Origin of the sequence: Neisseria sp. CP9, assembly GCF_047758525.1 — a bacterium.
In the GTDB taxonomy this organism is placed as follows: Bacteria; Pseudomonadota; Gammaproteobacteria; order Burkholderiales; family Neisseriaceae; genus Neisseria.
This window is the reverse complement of the sequence record NZ_CP180502.1, coordinates 844,238-864,602: the sequence shown is the minus strand read 5'-3', so window position 1 is coordinate 864,602 and position 20,365 is coordinate 844,238. Positions and strand designations below refer to the sequence as shown.

General features: G+C 50.5%; 21 protein-coding genes. 19 read left to right on the top strand and 2 right to left on the bottom strand.

All coding sequences use genetic code 11. The features are described from left to right. Positions 1–106 precede the first annotated feature (106 nt). From ACMYUL_RS04050 to ACMYUL_RS03960, 19 genes are all read left to right on the top strand, one after another. Positions 107–709 (top strand): excalibur calcium-binding domain-containing protein, encoded by a 603-nt coding sequence (locus ACMYUL_RS04050; RefSeq protein WP_415772195.1) that lies wholly within the window; start codon positions 107–109, stop codon positions 707–709. Positions 710–814: 105 nt separating this feature from the next. Then, positions 815–2,113: an NADH-quinone oxidoreductase subunit NuoF gene (gene nuoF, locus ACMYUL_RS04045; RefSeq protein WP_415772193.1), complete on the top strand. Its 1,299-nt coding sequence runs from the start codon at positions 815–817 to the stop codon at positions 2,111–2,113. A gap of 66 nt (positions 2,114–2,179) precedes the next feature. Continuing rightward, positions 2,180–2,650, top strand: coding sequence for a hypothetical protein (locus ACMYUL_RS04040; protein WP_415772191.1), 471 nt, complete (start codon positions 2,180–2,182; stop codon positions 2,648–2,650). Positions 2,651–2,983: 333 nt separating this feature from the next. Further along, positions 2,984–5,245, top strand: a complete 2,262-nt coding sequence (nuoG, locus tag ACMYUL_RS04035; protein ID WP_415772189.1) for an NADH-quinone oxidoreductase subunit NuoG — start codon at positions 2,984–2,986, stop codon at positions 5,243–5,245. Positions 5,246–5,247: 2 nt separating this feature from the next. Then, positions 5,248–6,324, top strand: a complete 1,077-nt coding sequence (gene nuoH, locus ACMYUL_RS04030; protein WP_049226405.1) for an NADH-quinone oxidoreductase subunit NuoH — start codon at positions 5,248–5,250, stop codon at positions 6,322–6,324. 49 nt (positions 6,325–6,373) lie between these two features. Continuing rightward, positions 6,374–6,598 carry a hypothetical protein gene (locus ACMYUL_RS04025; RefSeq protein ID WP_415772187.1) on the top strand — a complete coding sequence of 75 codons (225 nt, stop codon included), beginning with the start codon at positions 6,374–6,376 and terminating at the stop codon, positions 6,596–6,598. 184 nt (positions 6,599–6,782) lie between these two features. Then, a complete protein-coding gene (gene nuoI / locus ACMYUL_RS04020; protein WP_002216341.1) occupies positions 6,783–7,262 on the top strand; it encodes an NADH-quinone oxidoreductase subunit NuoI in 480 nt (159 codons plus the stop codon). An 83-nt stretch (positions 7,263–7,345) separates the two neighbouring features. Then, positions 7,346–7,948, top strand: coding sequence for a hypothetical protein (locus ACMYUL_RS04015; RefSeq protein WP_415772185.1), 603 nt, complete (start codon positions 7,346–7,348; stop codon positions 7,946–7,948). A gap of 64 nt (positions 7,949–8,012) precedes the next feature. Then, on the top strand, positions 8,013–8,684 hold the full coding sequence (locus ACMYUL_RS04010) for an NADH-quinone oxidoreductase subunit J (RefSeq protein ID WP_415772183.1): 672 nt from the start codon (positions 8,013–8,015) through the stop codon (positions 8,682–8,684). Beyond that, positions 8,681–8,986, top strand: coding sequence for an NADH-quinone oxidoreductase subunit NuoK (gene nuoK, locus ACMYUL_RS04005; RefSeq protein ID WP_002215628.1), 306 nt, complete (start codon positions 8,681–8,683; stop codon positions 8,984–8,986). Before ACMYUL_RS04010 ends, nuoK begins: the two co-directional genes overlap by 4 nt. A 79-nt stretch (positions 8,987–9,065) precedes the next feature. Then, a complete protein-coding gene (locus ACMYUL_RS04000; protein WP_415772181.1) occupies positions 9,066–9,512 on the top strand; it encodes a hypothetical protein in 447 nt (148 codons plus the stop codon). A 311-nt stretch (positions 9,513–9,823) separates the two neighbouring features. Beyond that, positions 9,824–11,848: an NADH-quinone oxidoreductase subunit L gene (gene nuoL, locus ACMYUL_RS03995; RefSeq protein ID WP_415772179.1), complete on the top strand. Its 2,025-nt coding sequence runs from the start codon at positions 9,824–9,826 to the stop codon at positions 11,846–11,848. 69 nt (positions 11,849–11,917) lie between these two features. After that, positions 11,918–12,223, top strand: a complete 306-nt coding sequence (locus ACMYUL_RS03990; protein WP_415772177.1) for a chorismate mutase — start codon at positions 11,918–11,920, stop codon at positions 12,221–12,223. A gap of 224 nt (positions 12,224–12,447) precedes the next feature. Further along, on the top strand, positions 12,448–12,768 hold the full coding sequence (locus tag ACMYUL_RS03985; protein ID WP_154885631.1) for a cupin: 321 nt from the start codon (positions 12,448–12,450) through the stop codon (positions 12,766–12,768). 103 nt (positions 12,769–12,871) lie between these two features. Then, the gene (locus ACMYUL_RS03980; protein WP_415772174.1) at positions 12,872–14,089 is read left to right on the top strand and encodes an AAA family ATPase; all 1,218 of its coding nucleotides are present in this window, start codon (positions 12,872–12,874) and stop codon (positions 14,087–14,089) included. Next, positions 14,089–14,550: a type II toxin-antitoxin system VapC family toxin gene (locus tag ACMYUL_RS03975; RefSeq protein ID WP_415772172.1), complete on the top strand. Its 462-nt coding sequence runs from the start codon at positions 14,089–14,091 to the stop codon at positions 14,548–14,550. The genes ACMYUL_RS03980 and ACMYUL_RS03975 overlap by 1 nt, the downstream gene beginning before the upstream one ends. A 108-nt stretch (positions 14,551–14,658) precedes the next feature. Next, complete coding sequence (locus tag ACMYUL_RS03970; RefSeq protein ID WP_060974819.1) at positions 14,659–16,155, top strand: NADH-quinone oxidoreductase subunit M; 1,497 nt, start codon at positions 14,659–14,661, stop codon at positions 16,153–16,155. Positions 16,156–16,164: 9 nt separating this feature from the next. Further along, a complete protein-coding gene (gene nuoN / locus ACMYUL_RS03965; protein ID WP_415772170.1) occupies positions 16,165–17,607 on the top strand; it encodes an NADH-quinone oxidoreductase subunit NuoN in 1,443 nt (480 codons plus the stop codon). Between the two features lie 128 nt (positions 17,608–17,735). After that, complete coding sequence (locus ACMYUL_RS03960) at positions 17,736–18,035, top strand: DUF2818 family protein (RefSeq protein ID WP_415772169.1); 300 nt, start codon at positions 17,736–17,738, stop codon at positions 18,033–18,035. A 90-nt stretch (positions 18,036–18,125) separates the two neighbouring features. On the opposite strand, the gene dtd is transcribed toward ACMYUL_RS03960, so the two are convergent. Next, complete coding sequence (dtd, locus tag ACMYUL_RS03955; RefSeq protein ID WP_070511883.1) at positions 18,126–18,587, bottom strand: D-aminoacyl-tRNA deacylase; 462 nt, start codon at positions 18,585–18,587, stop codon at positions 18,126–18,128. A gap of 239 nt (positions 18,588–18,826) precedes the next feature. Next, complete coding sequence (locus tag ACMYUL_RS03950) at positions 18,827–20,167, bottom strand: tetratricopeptide repeat protein (RefSeq protein ID WP_415772166.1); 1,341 nt, start codon at positions 20,165–20,167, stop codon at positions 18,827–18,829. Positions 20,168–20,365 lie beyond the last annotated feature (198 nt).

Here is a 20,365-nt window from a genome sequence, read left to right as displayed (position 1 = left end):
GAATAAAGGTCGTCTGAAAAGTTGGATTTGTAATCAAACTTACTTAAATTAGTCGTTCCAAAAATTTAAATTGTGATTTCAAAACAAAAATAAAAGGGAAGTGGTAATGAGGGGGATAATTGTTAAATGGAATGATGAAAAAGGTTATGGTTTTATACGGATAGAAGGCAGTAAAAAAGAAATTTTTTGCCATATTTCAGACTTTTTCCAAAGAAGCCCTCGCCCTGAAATTAATGAGGTGGTTGCTTTTGAATTAGCTTCCAATGAAAAAGGAAAAGTTGCTGCCAAACGGATTCGTTACTTAAATCGAGAGGTAAGAGATTTTGAGCGACATCATAACTATCGTCCTGCAGCAAAGAAAAAATCTTTTTCTCTCTCGGAGACATCATCTTCCGTAATAGGATGGTTTAGTTCTGTATTGGCGAGATTGGTAGGATTGATACTTCTCGGATTAATTGGTTATCAGATATATCAATTTGCAGCAGCAAAATTAGCCTCCAAACAAGTCAATTTACCGATAAACTTTAAAGATCCATTTGCGATAAAAACTAAAAAATCCAATAGTGGCAAGTACCGTTGCGATGGCAGACAATATTGTTCTCAGATGACCTCATGTGAAGAAGCCGAATGGTTTTTACAGAATTGTTCGGATACCAAAATGGATGGTGATGGTGATGGTATTCCATGTGAGGATAGATGCGGCGGATGATAATTATTTTAGTAAAGTAGGTTGGGGCTGAACCCAACAAAAACGATTAAAGGTCGTCTGAAACAGCGGCCGCAACCGATACGAAAACGAACAGGCACACCAAAAATGGCTATTTACCAATCAGGCGTGATTTTTGACCAAGTGGATACCGCCAATCCCGATTGCTGGACATTGGACGAATACGTCAAACGCGGCGGTTACAGCGCCCTGCGTAGAATCCTGTCCGAAAACATCTCGCAAACCGACGTGATTGACGAAGTCAAAACCTCCGGCTTGCGCGGGCGCGGCGGTGCGGGCTTTCCGACCGGCTTGAAATGGAGCTTTATGCCCCGTTCCTTCCCCGGCGAAAAATACGTCGTCTGCAACACAGACGAAGGCGAACCGGGTACGTTTAAAGACCGCGACATCATCATGTTCAACCCTCATGCCCTGATTGAAGGCATGATTATCGCCGGTTACGCGATGGGCGCGAAAGCGGGTTACAACTACATTCACGGCGAAATTTTCGAAGGTTATCAACGTTTTGAAGCCGCACTCGACCAAGCGCGAGCCGCAGGCTTTTTGGGTAAAAATATTTTGGGTTCGGATTTTGAATTTGAACTCTTCGCCCACCACGGCTACGGCGCATACATTTGCGGCGAAGAAACCGCATTGCTCGAATCACTGGAAGGCAAAAAAGGCCAGCCGCGCTTCAAACCGCCGTTCCCCGCCTCGTTCGGCCTGTACGGCAAGCCGACCACCATCAACAATACCGAAACCTTCGCTTCCGTGCCGTTTATCGTCCGCGACGGCGGTCAGACGTTTGCTGACAAAGGCATTCCGAATGCCGGCGGTACCAAACTGTTCTGCATCTCCGGCCACGTCGAACGTCCGGGCAACTATGAAGTGCCGTTAGGCACGCCGTTTGCCGAAATCCTGAAAATGGCGGGCGGTATGCGCGGCGGCAAAAAACTCAAAGCCGTTATCCCCGGCGGTTCGTCCGCTCCCGTATTGCCTGCCGACATCATGATGCAGACCAATATGGACTACGACTCGATTTCCAAAGCCGGCTCGATGCTCGGTTCCGGCGCGATTATCGTGATGGACGAAGACGTGTGCATGGTCAAAGCCCTTGAGCGCCTGAGCTATTTCTACTACGACGAATCCTGCGGCCAATGCACTCCTTGCCGTGAAGGCACCGGCTGGCTCTACCGCATCGTCCACCGCATCGTAGAAGGCAAAGGCCGCATGGAAGACTTGGATTTACTGGATTCCGTCGGCAACCAAATGGCAGGCCGCACCATCTGCGCCCTCGCCGACGCCGCCGTTTTCCCCGTCCGCAGCTTTACCAAGCATTTCCGTGAGGAGTTTGTGCATTACATTGAACACGGCGGGCCGATGAAGTCCCATAAATGGGGCGGCTAGTAAAGTGTAGACTGCCTAAACGCTTGGGATGGCAAGAACGTTTTGATTAATCTAAGGAACAGACTAATGAAAAAGACAGTAGCATGTATTTTATTTACTGTATTTACCGCATTGAACACGCAACAGGCATCGGCCAAAAATCATGATGATGCCCAAAAAATTGCAGTGGTCAAGGGTTTTTTAGATTGCAATGCCAAAGGCATTTGTGTTAATGAGAAAACTGCCGATGCGGCTACTAAACGCTTTCTCAGTAGGACGGCTGTCGCCGTGCTGAATCGAGAAAAAAGGCGTTTTCAGGCGGAAGATGATTGTAACGGGGTAGTTCCCAGATGTTACAGCGGCCTTTGGACGGAACCAGGCAATGGCGGTTTTGAGTGGCATACACCCAAATTTACGGTTCAGGGTAACACGGTATCCGCCGATTTTGGTAAAACGGACGGCGTAGCCCGTTTCAAGCTAGTCAAGGAAAACGGGCGGTACAAAATAGACAATTCCATTCATGTTTTGCCTGCTTATCAAACAGTGTGGTGGAGGTAGCACTTGCAGGCTACCTGAAACAGGAGTCAATATATGGCAGAAATGAGTGGTTGTTGCTCTCGGTGCGGTGGTCTGCTATATGGCCGTCAGCTATATTAGAGGGCTAAGGCGCGGTCAGACGCAGATAAAATTGTCACCATGTTGCTCAGCAAACCCAAAGTTGCCGCATGGCTCGAACAGAATTTGACGGGCAGCAACGTGGTTGACATTAAGGTCGTTCACCTGCAATTCGGGCTAGCACTGAGGGAAGTCGAAGCCCTGTTTAGACAAATATCAGGCGTAATGAAAGCAGCCTGCACCCCTTTTCAAAAATCCAGTAACTAGGAACGAACCATGTTACAAATCGAAATCGACGGCAAACAGGTATCTGTGGAGCAGGGCGCGACGGTGATTGAGGCCGCGCACAAGCTCGGTACTTATATCCCGCATTTCTGTTACCACAAAAAGCTCTCCATCGCCGCCAACTGCCGTATGTGTCTGGTGGACGTGGAAAAAGCCCCCAAACCGCTGCCCGCCTGCGCCACGCCGGTAACGGACGGCATGATTGTGCGCACGCATTCGGCGAAGGCGAGGGAGGCGCAGGAAGGCGTGATGGAGTTTTTGCTCATCAACCATCCGCTCGACTGTCCGACCTGCGACCAAGGCGGCGAATGCCAGTTGCAGGATTTGGCGGTGGGCTACGGCAAAACCACCAGCCGCTACACCGAAGAAAAACGTTCCGTCGTCGGCAAAGACATGGGGCCTTTGGTTTCCGCCGAGGAGATGAGCCGCTGCATCCACTGCACCCGCTGCGTACGTTTCACCGAAGAAATCGCCGGCTTGCAGGAAATTGCGATGGCGAATCGCGGCGAACACTCCGAAATCATGCCCTTTATCGGCAAAGCGGTGGAAACCGAGCTGTCGGGCAACGTCATCGATTTGTGCCCCGTCGGCGCGCTGACCAGCAAACCGTTCCGTTTCAACGCGCGTACTTGGGAATTGAACCGCCGCAAATCCGTTTCCGCCCATGACGCTTTGGGCAGCAACCTGATTGTACAAACCAAAGACCATACCGTCCGCCGTGTGCTACCGCTGGAAAACGAAGCGATCAACGAATGCTGGTTGTCCGACCGCGACCGTTTCGCCTACGAAGGCCTGTATCACGAAAGCCGTCTGAAAAACCCGAAAATCAAACAGGGCGGCGAGTGGATGGACGTAGATTGGAAAACCGCACTGGAATATGTCCGCAGCGCGATTGAATGTATCGCCAAAGACGGCAACCAAAACCAAGTCGGCATTTGGGCGAACCCGATGAATACGGTCGAAGAGCTGTATTTGGCGAAGAAACTTGCCGACGGCTTGGGAGTTAAAAATTTCGCCACCCGCCTGCGCCAACTGGACAAACGTCTTTCAGACGACCTCAATGGTGCGCAATGGTTGGGACAAAGCATCGAATCGCTGGCGGACAACGAAGCCGTACTGGTGGTCGGTGCGAACCTGCGCAAAGAACAGCCGCTTCTGACCGCCCGCCTGCGCCGTGCCGCCAAAGAACGCATGGCTTTGAGCGTGTTGGCAAGCAGCAAGGAAGAATTGTTGATGCCGCTTCTGGCTCAAGAAGCGGTGCATCCCGACGAGTGGGCAGGTCGTCTGAAAAACCTGTCTGCCGATGCGGAAAACGCGATTACCGCGAGCCTGAAAAACGCTGAAAAAGCAGCGGTGATTTTGGGCGCGGAAGTGCAAAACCATCCCGATTACGCTGCGATTTACGCCGCCGCACAAGAGCTGGCGGACGCAACCGGCGCGGTGCTGGGTATTTTGCCGCAGGCTGCCAACAGCGTCGGTGCGGACGTATTGGGCGTGAACTCAGGTGAGAGCGTTGCCGAAATGGCAAACGCGCCGAAACAGGCAGTCTTGCTACTCAACGTCGAGCCGGAAATCGATACGGCAGACGGCGCAAAAGCCGTAGCCGCGTTGAAACAGGCGAAAAGCGTGATGGCGTTTACGCCGTTTGTCAGCGAAACGCTGCTGGACGTGTGCGACGTATTGCTGCCGATCGCGCCGTTTACCGAAACCTCGGGCAGCTTCATCAATATGGAAGGCCGTCTGCAATCCTTCCACGGCGTCGTTCAAGGCTTCGGCGATTCGCGTCCGCTGTGGAAAGTGTTGCGCGTATTGGGCAACCTGTTTGACCTGCAAGGCTTTGAATACCACGATACCGCCGCGATTCTGAAAGACGCGCTGGATGCGGAAAGCCTGCCGTCCAAACTGAACAACCGCGCCGCTTCGACTCAAAAAGATTTTCAGACGACCTCAAACCGCCTCGTGCGCGTAGGCGGAGTCGGTATTTATCACACCGATGCCATCGTGCGCCGTTCCGCGCCGTTGCAAGAAACCAGCCATGCCGCCGTGCCTGCCGCGCGTGTGAATCCGAACACATTGGCGCGCTTAGGCCTGCAAGACGGACAAAACGCTGTTGCCAAACAAAACGGCGCAGGCGTGTCCGTGATGGTCAAAGCCGATGCCGGACTGCCTGAAAACGTGGTGCATCTGCCGCTGCATACCGAAAATGCCGCGCTGGGTGCGTTGATGAACACTATTGAACTGGCGGGAGCTTGATTATGCAGGAATGGTTCCAAAACCTCTTTGCCGCAACGCTCGGTCTGGGCGATTTGGGTATTACCGTGGGCTTGGTGGTATCCGTCATCGTCAAAATCGTGATTATCCTGATTCCGCTGATTCTGACCGTCGCCTACCTGACTTATTTCGAACGTAAAGTCATCGGCTTCATGCAGCTTCGCGTCGGTCCGAACGTAACCGGCCCGTGGGGTCTGATTCAGCCGTTTGCCGACGTGTTCAAACTCTTGTTTAAAGAGGTAACCCGTCCGAAGCTGTCAAACAAAGCTCTGTTCTACATCGGCCCGATTATGTCGCTTGCCCCGTCTTTCGCGGCGTGGGCAGTGATTCCGTTCAACGAAGAATGGGTGCTGACCAATATCAATATCGGTCTTTTGTACATCCTGATGATTACCTCGCTGTCGGTTTACGGCGTGATCATCGCGGGCTGGGCTTCCAACTCCAAATATTCGTTCTTGGGCGCAATGCGTGCCTCCGCGCAAAGCATTTCTTACGAAATCGCCATGAGCGCCGCGCTGGTGTGCGTCGTGATGGTGTCGGGCAGTATGAATTTCTCCGACATCGTTGCCGCGCAAGCAAAAGGCATCGCGGGCGGTTCCGTATTCTCGTGGAACTGGTTGCCGCTCTTCCCAATCTTCATCGTCTATCTGATTTCCGCCGTTGCCGAAACCAACCGCGCGCCGTTTGACGTGGCTGAAGGTGAATCCGAAATCGTTGCCGGACACCACGTCGAATATTCCGGCTTCGCGTTCGCGCTGTTCTTCCTTGCCGAATACATTTTCATGATCCTGATTGCCGCGCTGACATCATTGATGTTCCTCGGCGGCTGGCTGTCCCCATTCCCGCAAAGCTGGGGCATTATCGGTACGCCTTCCGCATTCTGGATGTTCGTGAAAATGGCGGCAGTGCTGTACTGGTATCTGTGGATACGCGCCACCTTCCCGCGCTACCGCTACGACCAAATCATGCGCTTGGGCTGGAAAGTGCTGATTCCCATCGGCTTCGCCTATATCGTGATTTTGGGTCTGTGGATGATTTCGCCGCTGAATTTGTGGAAATAGGTCGTCTGAAAACTTTGATTCAGATGCGGCTTGTGAAAGGATGAAGCAAATGAAGAGATATGCAGCAATGTTGTCTTCCGCCATCTTGGCATCGTGCGCTCTTGTCGGCGGTATCCAATACGGCGGTCAAAGTGCCACGTTCGGCGGCGACAACATCTTGCGCAATTCTTGCGCAATGATGTCGCGAAGGTCATCAAGCAATGGGAAAGTGCCGCTTTCTTATGCCAAAACATCAAAGCCATCGATGCAAAAATCAGCGATGTCAAACGTGTGAAAGGGCGGATGCAGTCCGAGGAAGTGTGGACAGTACAGGCCTGCGGTCAGGTGCATCATTACAATGTGCGTATGCATGAAGATGAACGCGGTGAAACGAATTTCAACGTTTCGTTTTTAAAATAACCAGTTTTCAGACGGCTTGAAGCCTTCAAAATATTCCCTGAGATAAGGGGTTGAATAATATGGCAAACCTAGTAAAAACCTTTCTTTTGGGCGAGTTGGTAAAAGGCATGGGCGTAACGCTCAAAAACTTTTTCGCCCGCAAAGACACGATTTATTTCCCCGAAGAGAAAACGCCGCAATCCGTGCGTTTTCGCGGTCTGCACGCGCAGCGGCGGTATCCGAACGGCGAGGAACGCTGCATCGCATGTAAATTGTGCGAGGCGGTGTGTCCGGCAATGGCGATCAACATCGAATCGGAAGAACGCGAAGACGGCACGCGCCGCACCAAGCGTTACGACATCGACCTGACCAAATGCATCTTCTGCGGTTTCTGCGAAGAAGCCTGCCCGACCGATGCGATTGTGGAAACCCATATTTTTGAATATCACGGTGAGAAAAAAGGCGACTTGCACATGACCAAGCCGATCCTCTTGGCAATCGGCGACAAATACGAAGCCGAAATCGCCAAACGCAAAGCCGCTGACGCGCCGTACCGCTAAGTACGAATCGTGCGTTTACGAAGTTTGGAAGGTAATCCGAATCCTACCATTCCAGTTGCTGCCGTTATTTAAGGAAGTACAGAATGAATGAACAACAAGCCTTTTCAGATATGGTTTTTCAAAAAACCGCTGCCGCATTGGCAGGTCTATCTGAAGAGACTCGGAATGATGTGTATGCCTTATCATTTTGGCTGAGCGGTGGTGATGAATGGTTGCCTAGTCTTTTAGTTAGCTACAACACCCGTCAACAATTTGTAAAGAAGCAGGGCGAGACACACAAACAAGATGACGAAGCCAAATGGAACTATGCCTATTGGTTGCAAGATGAAGCCGAATTGTTGGGCGTAGATGCATATAGAAACAACACGGAACTTCAAGCATGGCTGGAAAATACTCTCTTTGCTTACACCGAAGAACAATACGAAGCCTTGTTTGATAACGATAGTGAAGACAAGGGTGAAGATATTGATGAGAAATCAAACGAGTTTTACCAAGCCTTGGTCGAAACCCAAATTGCCGTAGTGCAACGCCTGTTTGCCGAGGGAGTGATAGCCAGAACGTTTGGCAAAAACATTCCTGTGTTGGTTCACGAATTGGAGTATTACGATGTACCCTTAGCGTGGACGGAACGTGCTAATCCCAAAGGCTTGGCGGATGAATTTTTAAGCTATTGGTGCAACCAATAAACTACGTCCGATAAAGCCAAAACGCGAAATCGATTGAAATATCCCAAAACGGAAAGTGCAAATTATGAGCTTTCAACTTATTCTGTTTTACCTATTGGCCGCCATCGTCCTATACGGCGCGCTGCGTACCGTTACTGCGAAAAACCCTGTCCATGCTGCTTTGCATCTGGTGCTGACCTTCTGCGTGAGCGCGATGATTTGGATGCTGATGCAGGCAGAGTTTTTGGGCGTTACGCTGGTGGTCGTGTATGTCGGCGCAGTGATGGTGCTGTTCCTGTTTGTCGTGATGATGCTGAATATCGACATCGAGGAAATGCGCGCCGGTTTCTGGCGTCATGCGCCTGTTGCCGGTGTGGTCGGTACGCTGTTGGCGGTTGCCCTGATCCTGATTCTGGTCAACCCGAAAACCGACCTTGCCGCATTTGGTTTGATGAAAGACATTCCTGCCGATTACAACAACATCCGCGATTTGGGCAGCCGTATTTATACCGATTATCTGTTGCCGTTTGAGCTGGCGGCGGTATTGCTGCTGTTGGGTATGGTGGCGGCGATTGCGCTGGTTCACCGTAAAACCACTAATCCGAAACGCATGGATCCTGCCGACCAAGTTAAAGTACGCGCTGACCAAGGCCGTATGCGCTTGGTGAAAATGGAAGCTGTGAAACCGCAAGTCGAATCTCTCGAAGAAAACGAAGTTTTAGACGACCTCAAGCCGAAAGAGGAGGGCAAAGCATGATTACCTTGACGCATTATTTGGTATTGGGCGCGCTCCTGTTCGGTATCAGCGCGATGGGTATCTTTATGAACCGCAAAAACGTGCTGGTCTTGCTGATGTCGATCGAGCTGATGCTCTTGGCGGTGAACTTCAACTTTATCGCCTTCTCGCAGCATCTGGGCGATACCGCCGGACAGATTTTCGTATTTTTCGTATTGACCGTCGCCGCTGCCGAATCCGCCATTGGTTTGGCGATTATGGTGCTGGTGTACCGCAACCGACAAACGATTAATGTTGCCGATTTGGACGAGTTGAAAGGTTAGGGAGACAGGGGTCGTCTGAAAAATGCAGATCCCCTTCCCAATATGTTTATAAGTGTATGGTCGCCAATCAATATAAAAAATGAGAAATATATCGAATTATGCCAAGCTAGGTTTATTAGCTTTCTTGATTGCTTGCTCTTCTAGTGTTGCGCTGGCTAAAAGTAGCCGTCCGGCAGGGTTATATATGACCCCATATTTTGGACAGGGAAATGCAAAAATTGTGACTGTTGCCTTATTTCCAAATCGTCAATATTGCATGCAGAGCGATGATAAGCCTGGAAAGGTACGACGTGGTACTTACCGACTGGTCAAACAAAAAATATATTTGGATAACGGCATGAAGTTGGCTAAATATAAAGATGATTTTGGCGACCCGAGTCATGAGTTTTATAGCCTTTCACAAAATGGCAAAGAGATAGATATGTTGGGTTATGCTGATGACCAGTTTTTCATTAAAAGAGAGGGTTGGAGCCCAAAAAAAATTTGGCGTTCTCTGAAAATAGAAGTATGTAACGATTACCGTTAGACAAAAACTGATGGGAAATTTGGAAGAGTAGGGGGCGTCTGAAAAGCGATTTCAGACTGTTTCAGGCGACCTGATGCGGTAGGTTGGGCTAACCCCGACGAAAAAAATAACATGACCGATTAAAGCCCATTGTCTTGAAGGACAGCTTTATCAGATTTGAGTATGTAGCGTGCAGTATGGGTTGAAGTTGAAAACCCATTAATAAAGATACGAAGACAGCTTGAAAGTGTCGAATTGGCAAGCCAATCTAAAAAACCTTTCGGGCAGTCTGAAGTTTAGAAAACTCCTAAAATCAAAAAGGTTCATCCAAAATGAACGACATGACTTTATATCTCATCATTGCCCTCGTGCCTTTGGCAGGCTCGCTGATTGCGGGTTTGTTCGGCAATAAAATCGGACGTGCCGGCGCGCATACGGTTACGATACTCGGCGTGGCGGTGTCCGCCGTGCTGTCGGCTTATGTGCTGTGGGGCTTTATCGACGGCAGCCGCGCCAAGTTTGACGAGAATGTCTATACCTGGCTGACGATGGGCGGTTTGGATTTTTCCGTCGGCTTCTTGGTCGATACGATGACGGCGATGATGATGGTCGTGGTAACGGGCGTGTCATTGATGGTGCATATCTACACCATCGGCTATATGCACGATGAAAAAGTCGGCTACCAACGCTTCTTCAGCTATATTTCTTTGTTTACATTCAGCATGTTGATGCTGATTATGAGCAACAACTTCGTCCAGCTCTTCTTCGGTTGGGAAGCGGTGGGCTTGGTGTCGTATCTCTTGATCGGTTTCTATTTCAAACGTCCGAGCGCAATTTTTGCCAACCTGAAAGCGTTTTTGGTGAACCGCGTCGGCGACTTCGGCTTTTTGCTCGGCATCGGCTTGGTACTTGCCTATTTCGGCGGCAGCCTGCGCTATCAAGATGTATTCGCCTATCTGCCCAACGTACAAAACGCCACCATCCAGCTTTTCCCTGGTGTGGAATGGTCTTTGATTACCGTAACCTGTTTGCTCCTGTTTGTGGGCGCGATGGGTAAATCGGCTCAGTTCCCGCTGCATGTCTGGCTGCCCGATTCAATGGAAGGCCCGACGCCGATTTCTGCGTTGATTCATGCCGCAACGATGGTTACGGCGGGTCTGTTTATGGTGTCGCGCATGTCGCCGATTTACGAAATGAGCAGCACCGCGTTGTCGGTCATTATGGTGATTGGCGCGATTACCGCCCTGTTTATGGGCTTCTTGGGCGTGATTCAAAACGACATCAAGCGCGTGGTTGCGTATTCCACCCTGTCGCAACTGGGCTACATGACCGTGGCTTTGGGCGCGTCCGCCTATTCCGTGGCGATGTTCCACGTCATGACCCACGCCTTCTTTAAAGCCTTGCTGTTCTTGGCGGCGGGTAGCGCCATTATCGGTATGCACCACGACCAAGACATGCGCCATATGGGCAATCTGAAAAAATACATGCCGATTACTTGGCTGACCATGCTGATCGGTAACTTGTCGCTGATTGGTACGCCGTTCTTCTCTGGCTTCTATTCCAAAGATTCGATTATCGAAGCGGCGAAATACAGTACCCTTCCGGGCAGCGGATTTGCCTATTTTGCCGTTCTCGCCAGCGTGTTCGTTACCGCGTTTTACGCGTTCCGCCAATACTTTATGGTGTTCCACGGTGAAGAAAAATGGCGCAGCCTGCCCGAACACCATTCAGACGACCACGGCGAAGAACATCACGGCTTGGGTAAAAACGACAATCCGCACGAAAGTCCGCTGGTCGTTACCCTGCCGCTGATTCTGCTTGCGATTCCGTCCGTCATCATCGGCTACATCGCCATCGAACCCATGCTCTACGGCGATTTCTTCAAAGACGTGATTTTCGTCAACGCCGACGCGCATCCGACCATGCACATCATGAAAGAAGAGTTCCACGGCGCATTGGCAATGGTGTCGCACAGCCTGCATTCGCCCGTCCTCTATCTCGCTATCGCAGGCGTATTGAGCGCATGGCTTTTGTACGTCAAACTGCCACACCTGCCCGCCAAAATCGCGCAGGCGTTCCGTCCGGTTTACGTTTTGTTTGAAAACAAATACTACCTCGACGCCCTGTATTTCAACGTCTTCGCCAAAGGCACGCGTGCATTGGGCAACTTCTTCTGGAAAGTCGGCGATACCGCCATTATCGACAACGGCATCGTCAACGGCTCCGCCAAACTGGTCGGCGCGATTGCCGCTCAGATACGCAAAGTCCAAACCGGCTTTATCTACACCTACGCCGCCGCTATGGTGTTCGGCGTATTGGTATTGCTCGGCATGACCTTCTGGGGATTGTTCAGATAAAGACGGATTTTCAGACGACCTGTCCGTAGCCGGTGTAGAGGTCGTCTGAAAAAGGAAACACGAGAAACAATGGTTGAAGACAAATTACCGCAAACCCTAGAAGAAGTCCGCGAAGCCATCGACGGCTTGGACAAGGAATTAATAGAATTGCTCGTCCGCCGGCAGAAGCTGGTGCGGCAGGCAGGCCGTCTGAAACCTAAAAGCGATGTAAAGGCGGTTTCCGCGCCCGAACGGGTAGCGCAAGTGATTGCCTCGCGTCGTGCCTATGCCGAAAAGGCCGGTTTGTCGCCCGAAGTGGCCGAAGCAGTTTGGCGCAGCATGATTGATGCGTTCATTAAATTGGAGATGGAAACCAACCGTACCGACGGGGCGTAGTCAACATTTCGGTCATAATTGATTTACTTGGATAGATACGGAATTTGCCGACCGCCGTCATTCCCGCGCAGGCGGGAATCCAGACCTATCGGTGCATAAACCTGTCAAGGAAAAAGGTTTCCTAAAATCTACGTTCTGGATTCCCGCCTGCGCGGGAATGACGGGATTTAAGAAACAGTTGTATCGACAGGTTTATCTAGATACAGAATCAAAGAGACGCGAAAATGCCCGACACGCACACCATCCGCTCCGCCGAATTTACCGCTTCCCGAGCATGGGGTGCACTCGACATCGCCAATATGAACGGCACCACCGTACGCCTGCACTGGACGGACCAGCCCTACAAATGGCACGTCAACGACGGAGAGGAAGTGTTTGCCGTGATGGACGGCGAAGTCGATATGCACTACCGGGAAAACGGTGAAGAACACATCGTTCGGTTGAAAAGCGGCGACATCTTCTACGCAGGAATCGGTACGGAACACGTTGCCCATCCGTGCGGCGAAGCGCGGATTTTGGTGATTGAGAAAGAAGGCAGTGTTTGAGGTCGTCTGAAAAGAAGGTTTCAGGCGGCAACAGATTAGAGTTTCAGACGACATCTGACATTTCAGATAATCAGGCCGTCTGAAAAATAGAAGGGCAGATAATATGGATAAACGGCTGTTTGACGGTACAGTTCGTTTTGAGCATGTAACCGGTGTCGGCACGATGCAGGTAGATTTCCAGCCCAATCAGCGTGTTTATACGATGATTGGCGAGAATGGTGTGGGTAAGACCAAATTTTTGGAATGTTTGTTTGCGGTATTGTTGTTTACCAGTACGGCTGCACAACAAGTTGTTTCTTGGATAACTCCAGAATCCATCCCTTTTAAAAATGTTATTACGCCCATTGGAAAGGGAAGTTTTAGTCTGGAATCTATAGGAAACGAACGCCCAAAACGTCTTCCAACAGAGAATGATGTGATATTTCCCACTTATGCCGTAAATCTTCAATGGGAAAAGGAAAGACCCTTTTTAGGGTTTCGACACTTTTTACCCATAGTTTATTTAGCGGCACAAAATCGGGGAAATGTTAAAAATAAGGATGGTGCGATTGAACAAATAGGTAGTTTTCAGCAACGTTCAAAGGGATATTTAGAACGGTTGTTTTCGGTTTTTTATCATAAGGTTGAAGATATTAAATCCTTAAATATGGATACCAATCTAGAAGAGTGGATTATTCAGCGGGCACAATCCGCCAATCCGTATCAGTCGAAAGAAGACAACCGTAAAATTGAAATCGATACTTTGCTGTCCTTGCTCAATAAAATCGACAACCGCATAGACCCCGAATTTTTGGAAATTTCAGGCAATAACCGTGTCTTTATCAAAATAGAAAACCAAAAGCTCGAACTTTCCGATTTATCCAGCGGTTTTACTTCTCTTTTGAAGATTATCCAATCTATTGTCGCGGGATACAGTTACTTTACCAACGAGCAGCAAATTGCCAATGTGCGCGGCGTGGTGCTGATTGACGAAATAGAAAGCCATTTGCACAACGAATGGCAGATCAAAATTGTACCGCTGCTGAAAAAATTGTTTCCGAACACAACGTTTTTCATTACCACGCATTCGTCTTTGGTCATCAGTCAGTTGGAGCAGGGAGAAGCCTACCGTTTGGTACGTAGCAAGGAGGACGGTGTGGTCTATGGCAAGATGATTGACTATCCAAGTAATGCTTCTTTTGTGGATTTGCTCAACGAAGCATTCGGCGTGGATTTGAATAAGAAGAAGATAGAACGCGTCCAAGAACGTGATCAAGAACAGGCAAAAAAAGCCTTATTGGAATTGGTACGTCAGGAATTGGACGGATTAGGGGATAAATAATGACGGTTTATCTTTTAGATACCAATTACTTGGTTTATTTGGCGGATGATGACAGTGACGAAGAAAAGCGGAAAGCCGTATTGAGCGATATGGCGGAAAAGTTGCAACAGGATGACAACCGTTTTGTGATTACCCCACTTATCCGCTATGAAGTTTTGCGCGGTGTGGATTGGGGAAAATCTGAAAAATTGTCTCGATTGACCGGTGTTTTGGCACAGTTTGAATCTTTGGACATTACACAGAATGTTTCTGATTTGGCGAGTGATCTGTACCGCTTTGATAAGTTTGAAGCCGAACGTGATAAGACGCCGAAGAATTTAGAAAAACGTAAATTCGATATGTTTCATTATGCGACTGCCAGTGTGAATAATTTAGAAATCTTATCCCACGATACCGATGTTAATAAGATTAAAGATTTACATGAAAGAATGAGGCTGGAAGATTCGGCAGAATTGGCTTGAGACAAATAGCAGAAGCCTGAACAACCTTTTTCAGACGACCTCCTGAAACGTCGTCTGAAAAACCAACCCATACAACTATATTTTTATTTTAACCACAGGTTAACCACTATGTTTTCCAACTACCTACTCAGCTTGGCAATATGGATACCCATCGCTGCGGGCGTGCTGGTTTTGGCGACGGGGCCGGACAGCCGTGCGCCGCTTGCCCGCGTGCTCGCTTTAATCGGTGCGCTTGCCGGTTTCTTGGTAACGCTGCCCTTGTTTACGGGTTTCGACCGTTTGAGCGGCGGCTATCAGTTTACCGAGTTCCACGAGTGGATTCCGCTTTTGCGAATCAACTACTCGCTGGGGGTGGACGGTATTTCGGTGCTGTTTGTCATTCTGAACGCGTTTATCACGCTGATGGTGGTGCTGGCGGGTTGGGAAGTGATTCAGAAACGTCCGGCGCAGTATATGGCGGCGTTTTTAATCATGTCGGGTCTGATTAACGGCGCGTTTTCAGCGCGGGATGCCCTGCTGTTTTATGTGTTCTTCGAGGGTATGCTGATTCCGCTGTACCTGATTATCGGTGTATGGGGCGGTCCGCGCCGCGTGTATGCGTCGGTGAAGCTGTTTCTCTATACGCTGATGGGTTCGTTGCTGATGCTGGTGGCGATTGTGTATCTGTCTTACCAAGTGGGCGGCTTTGCGATTGAGGATTTCCAAAACATCAAACAGATTCCGCTGGGCGTGCAACAGCTTTTGTTTGTGGCGTTCTTCCTGTCGTTTGCGGTGAAAGTGCCGATGTTCCCCGTGCACACTTGGCTGCCGGATGCCCACGTTGAGGCGCCGACGGGCGGTTCGATGGTGTTGGCGGCGATTACGCTGAAATTGGGCGCATACGGCTTTTTGCGCTTTATCCTGCCGATTCTGCCCGACGCGTCGCGCTATTTCGCGCCGGTCATCATCGTGTTGAGCCTGATTGCGGTGGTGTATATCGGCATGGTTGCGCTGGTGCAGACCGATATGAAAAAACTGGTGGCGTATTCGTCCATCAGCCATATGGGTTTCGTTACCTTGGGGATGTTCTTGTTCATTAACGGCCAGTTGAACGACTGGGCGTTGAAAGGTGCGGTCATTCAGATGATTTCGCACGGTTTCGTGTCGGCGGCGATGTTTATGTGCATCGGCGTGATGTACGACCGCCTGCACACGCGCAATATTGCCGATTATGGCGGCGTGGTGAACGTGATGCCCAAGTTTGCGGCGTTTATGATGCTGTTTGCGATGGCAAACGCGGGTCTGCCGGCGACTTCGGGCTTCGTGGGCGAGTTTATGGTGATTATGGGCGCGGTCAAAGTGAATTTCTGGGTGGGCGCGCTGGCGGCGCTGACGCTGATTTACGGTGCATCTTACACGCTGTGGATGTATAAGCGCGTGATTTTCGGCGCGGTCGGCAATCCGCACGTTGCCGATATGAAAGACATCAACTGCCGCGAATTTGCGATTCTGGCGATTTTGGCGGTTGCGGTATTGGGTATGGGTCTGTATCCGCAGGCGTTTATCGAAGTGGTGCATCAGGCGGCAAACGATTTGATTGCCCATGTGGCGCAAAGCAAGATTTGAGGTGTGCGAATGAACTTGATTGATTTGAACTTAATGCCTGCCATGCCCGAAATCGTGCTGTTTGCGCTGCTGATTGCCGTATTGCTGGCAGATTTGTGGATTAGCGATGAAAACCGCTATCTGACCCATCTGATGAGCTTGGGAACCGTTATTATCGTAGCGGTTACGCAACTGGCGGTGTGGGAGCAAGGCAGTACGCTGGCGTTTCACGGAATGTATATTGCCGACGGTATGTCGCGCCTGTCCAAGCTGGTGCTGTACGGATTGACCTTCGGGCTGTTTATTTACAGCAAGCCCTATAATCAGGCGCGCGGTATTTTTAAAGGCGAGTTTTACACTTTGTCGCTGTTTGCCCTGTTAGGCATGAGCGTGATGGTGAGCGCGGCGCATTTCCTGACCGCCTACATCGGTTTGGAACTTTTGTCGCTGTCGCTTTATGCCATGATTGCGCTGCGCCGCGATTCCGGCCGTTCCGCCGAAGCCGCGCTCAAATATTTCGTCTTGGGTGCGCTGGCTTCCGGCCTGCTGCTCTACGGCATTTCGATGGTGTACGGCGCGACGGGTTCGCTGGAGTTTGCCACTGTTTTGGCGTCGTCTTATAGCGAACTTGCCAACGAATGGCTGTTGAAACTGGGGCTGGTGTTTATCGTCGTGGCGGTGGCGTTCAAACTGGGCGCGGTGCCGTTTCATATGTGGGTGCCCGACGTGTATCACGGTGCGCCGACATCCGTTGCCGCGTTTATCGGTACTGCGCCTAAAATTGCCGCTGTGATGTTTGCCTTCCGTATTTTGCTGACCGGTTTTGGCGAAGTGCATCAATACTGGGCGCCAATGTTTGCCGTTCTTGCCGTCGCATCGCTGGTGGTCGGTAATCTTGCCGCGATTATGCAGACCAATATCAAACGTATGCTCGCCTATTCGACTGTGTCGCACATGGGCTTTATCCTGCTGGCGTTTATGGCAGGCTCAATCGGTGCTACCGCAGGTCTGTATTACGCGATTACTTACGCGTTGATGGCGGCTGCGGGCTTCGGCATATTGATGGTGTTGTCCAACGATAATATCGAATGTGAAGAAATCAAAGATTTGGCAGGTTTGAACCAACGCCATGCTTGGTTTGCCTTACTGATGCTGCTGGTTATGTTCTCTATGGCAGGTATCCCGCCGCTGATGGGTTTCTATGCCAAATTCGGTGTGATTATGGTGTTGCTGAAATTCCATCACGTTTGGTTGTCGGTTTTCGCCGTCGTTATGTCCTTAATCGGCGCATTCTACTACCTGCGTGTGGTTAAAGTCATGTATTTCGACGAACCCACCCATGACCAGCCCGTCGGCAGCAATTATGCCGCCAAATTCTTCCTAAGCGTCAATGCGTTCTTGCTGGTTTTGTGGGGCGTTATGCCGCAAACAATGATTGACTGGTGCGCCAGGGCCTTGGAAAACACCTTGTAAAGCGATGAACCGAAACGGCAGCCGTGTCAAAGGCTGCCGTTTTTGTTAAGATACGCAGCCCAAGATTGTTTTTTCAGACGACCCGTTGAATCAAAGAGGTCGTCTGAAAACAGAAAGACACATACATCATGACCGCATCCATGTACATTCTTTTGGTATTGGCGCTCATCTTCGCCAACGCTCCTTTCGTTACCGCCAAATTTTTCGGCGTACTCCCGCTCAAGCGCAAACATTTCGGACATCACCTCGTCGAATTGGCGGCGGGCTTCCTTCTGACCGCCATCCTCGCCTACATCCTCGAATCCCGCGCCGGCGCGGTACAGCATCAAGACTGGGAGTTTTACGCTACCGTAGTCTGCCTCTACCTGATATTTGCCTTCCCCTGTTTCGTATGGCGTTATTTCTGGCATGCGCGCAACCGTGAATAAGCTTTTCAGACGACCTCAGCGTTATTTCTTGCCATGAGCCTTCGCTGGCTTATCTGAATGTTGGTCAATATGCGGTTAATCGTGTTTGTTTTAAAAAAGTTTTTTGGAATCCAGCAACAAGGTGACAGGACCGTCGTTGCAGAGTGAAACCTGCATATGGGTTTGGAAGCGGCCGGTTTCTACCGTCAGACCGTGGGTGCGTAATAATTCTGCGGTGCGTTGATAAAGGGATTCTGCCCGTTGGGCAGGGGCGGCAGCGGAAAAAGAGGGACGGCGGCCGCTGCGCGCATCGGCGTAGAGGGTGAACTGTGAAACGAGCAAGACTGAGCCACCCGTGTCTTTAAGCGACAGATTTAATTTCCCGGCTTCATCTTCAAAAATGCGCAGATTGGCTATCTTGTCGGCGATATAAGAGGCATCGGCCTCGTTGTCATCGTGTGTAATGCCTAAAAGAATCAGAAAGCCGTGACTGATTTTGCCGCTGGTTTCGCGGTGTCCTTCACTCAGGACGTCAACTTGGGCATGACTTACTTTTTGAATAACGGCGCGCATGTGGTTTCCTTGAATAAGATGTGCAGCAAGGTTGATGGTTTCGCTGCCTGATGTTGATTTATCTGGGAGAGGTCGTCTGAAAACGATTGGCTCTAGTCTAACAGGGTATTTCTGTTGGTCTAGAGCCATTTGTTTTATAGTGGATTAACTTTAAACCAGTACGGCGTTGCCTCGCCTTGTCCTGATTTAAATTTAATTCACTATATAAGTTTGGATTTTATAGCGGGATGTCGTCAGGTTTAACGGCTTGCTTCTTTTTGCCATTTTGCCAACAGGGGGCGCAAAGCATCGGGATTTCCATAACAGCCGCTGATGGCTGCCTGCAACCAGCGGCAGGCAGAGGGAATATGGCTGGAGACGCCTTGCCCGTGGTAATAGAGTCGTGCCAAATAGTATTGCGCTTCGGTATGGCCTTGTTCCGCCGCGATTTCAAACCAGTGGGCGGCAGATTGGAAATCGGTTTCGACGCCTTGTCCGTAATAATACAATTTGCCCAATGCGGCGGCGGCATTTTTATGATGGAATTCGGCGGCTTCCAGATAAAGTTTTCTGGCGCGGTCGTAATCCACCGCCGTCCCTATGCCGTAATGGCATGCTTCGGCATTGCGGAAGGTTTGTTCCGTTTTTTGGAAGAACAGGGCGGCTTCCCGGATTTGTTCGTACTGTTGGGGATTGTGCAGCGCGGCATCACTAAGCAGCTTTTGGATGGCGGTGGCGCAGCCGAGTGTTGCAGCACGGTGGTAATAGTCGTGCGCTGCGTGCGGGTCGGCTTTGACGCCGAGTCCGTAGCGGTAGAGGTCGCCCATAATGCGCAAGGCCTCCGGATGGCGTCGGTCTGCGGCGAAACGGGTGTGGCGCATGGCTTGGAGCGGATCGCGTCCGGTCAAATTTCCTGTCAGGCTGTGCTGCGCCAAAGCGGCGGCGGCGTCCCCGCTGCCTTTTGCGGCGGCTTTCCGATACCAGGTCATGGATTCCGCCTGATTTTGCGCGGCAAGCAAGTCGCCCAACATAACTTGTGCGGCGATAAACCCAGCTTCCGCTGCCTGCCGTAAATGGATTTCGGCTTGGGCTGAGTCGGCTTTCATGCCGATACCGCGGTAGTACATTTTTCCCAGTTGCCAATGTGCAGGGGCAAATCCTTGTTCCGCCGCTTGTCGGTATAACTTGACTGCGCTTTCAAAATCAGGCTTCAGGCTGTGGCGGTAGGCAAGGCAGTATTGGGCTTCGGCGGAGTTTTGCGCTGAGGCAAGCTGCGCCCAGTGGTACATTTGGGGTTCGTTGCGTTCTTGGTAAAAGCGCATCAGGACGTGCTGCGCTTCCGGCATTCCTGCTTCGGCCAGGCGGGTATAGGCAGATAAGTGGTGTTCGGTCGGAATGCCTTGCTGCTCGCTGTTTTGCAATAGCGAGAATTCTTCTTCCGGCGTCAGCTCGACAGGTTTGGGTTGAGACTTAGGCGCTGTTGCCAGGCGTGTCAGACCGGAGGCGTAGGTGATTTTGTTGACTTGATAGGCAGTACCGGCGTACCGATTGCCTGCTGCCTGTTGGGGCAGCAGTGCAGGGCTGACTGTGTCGGCGGTCATTCTGTTTGCCGGCTTGACAGAGAGCGTACGAGAAGAGTCGGGTACTGCGGGCATAAGATGAAATGGGAAAAGGGACTAGGTTGGTTATTATACTGTTTTCTGTAATTTATTGTTAATGATATGACGAGAATATCGGTAGTTATTTGCAATGGCGGTAAATGGAATAAATACAGTTAGTTATATTTTCTTTTGATATTT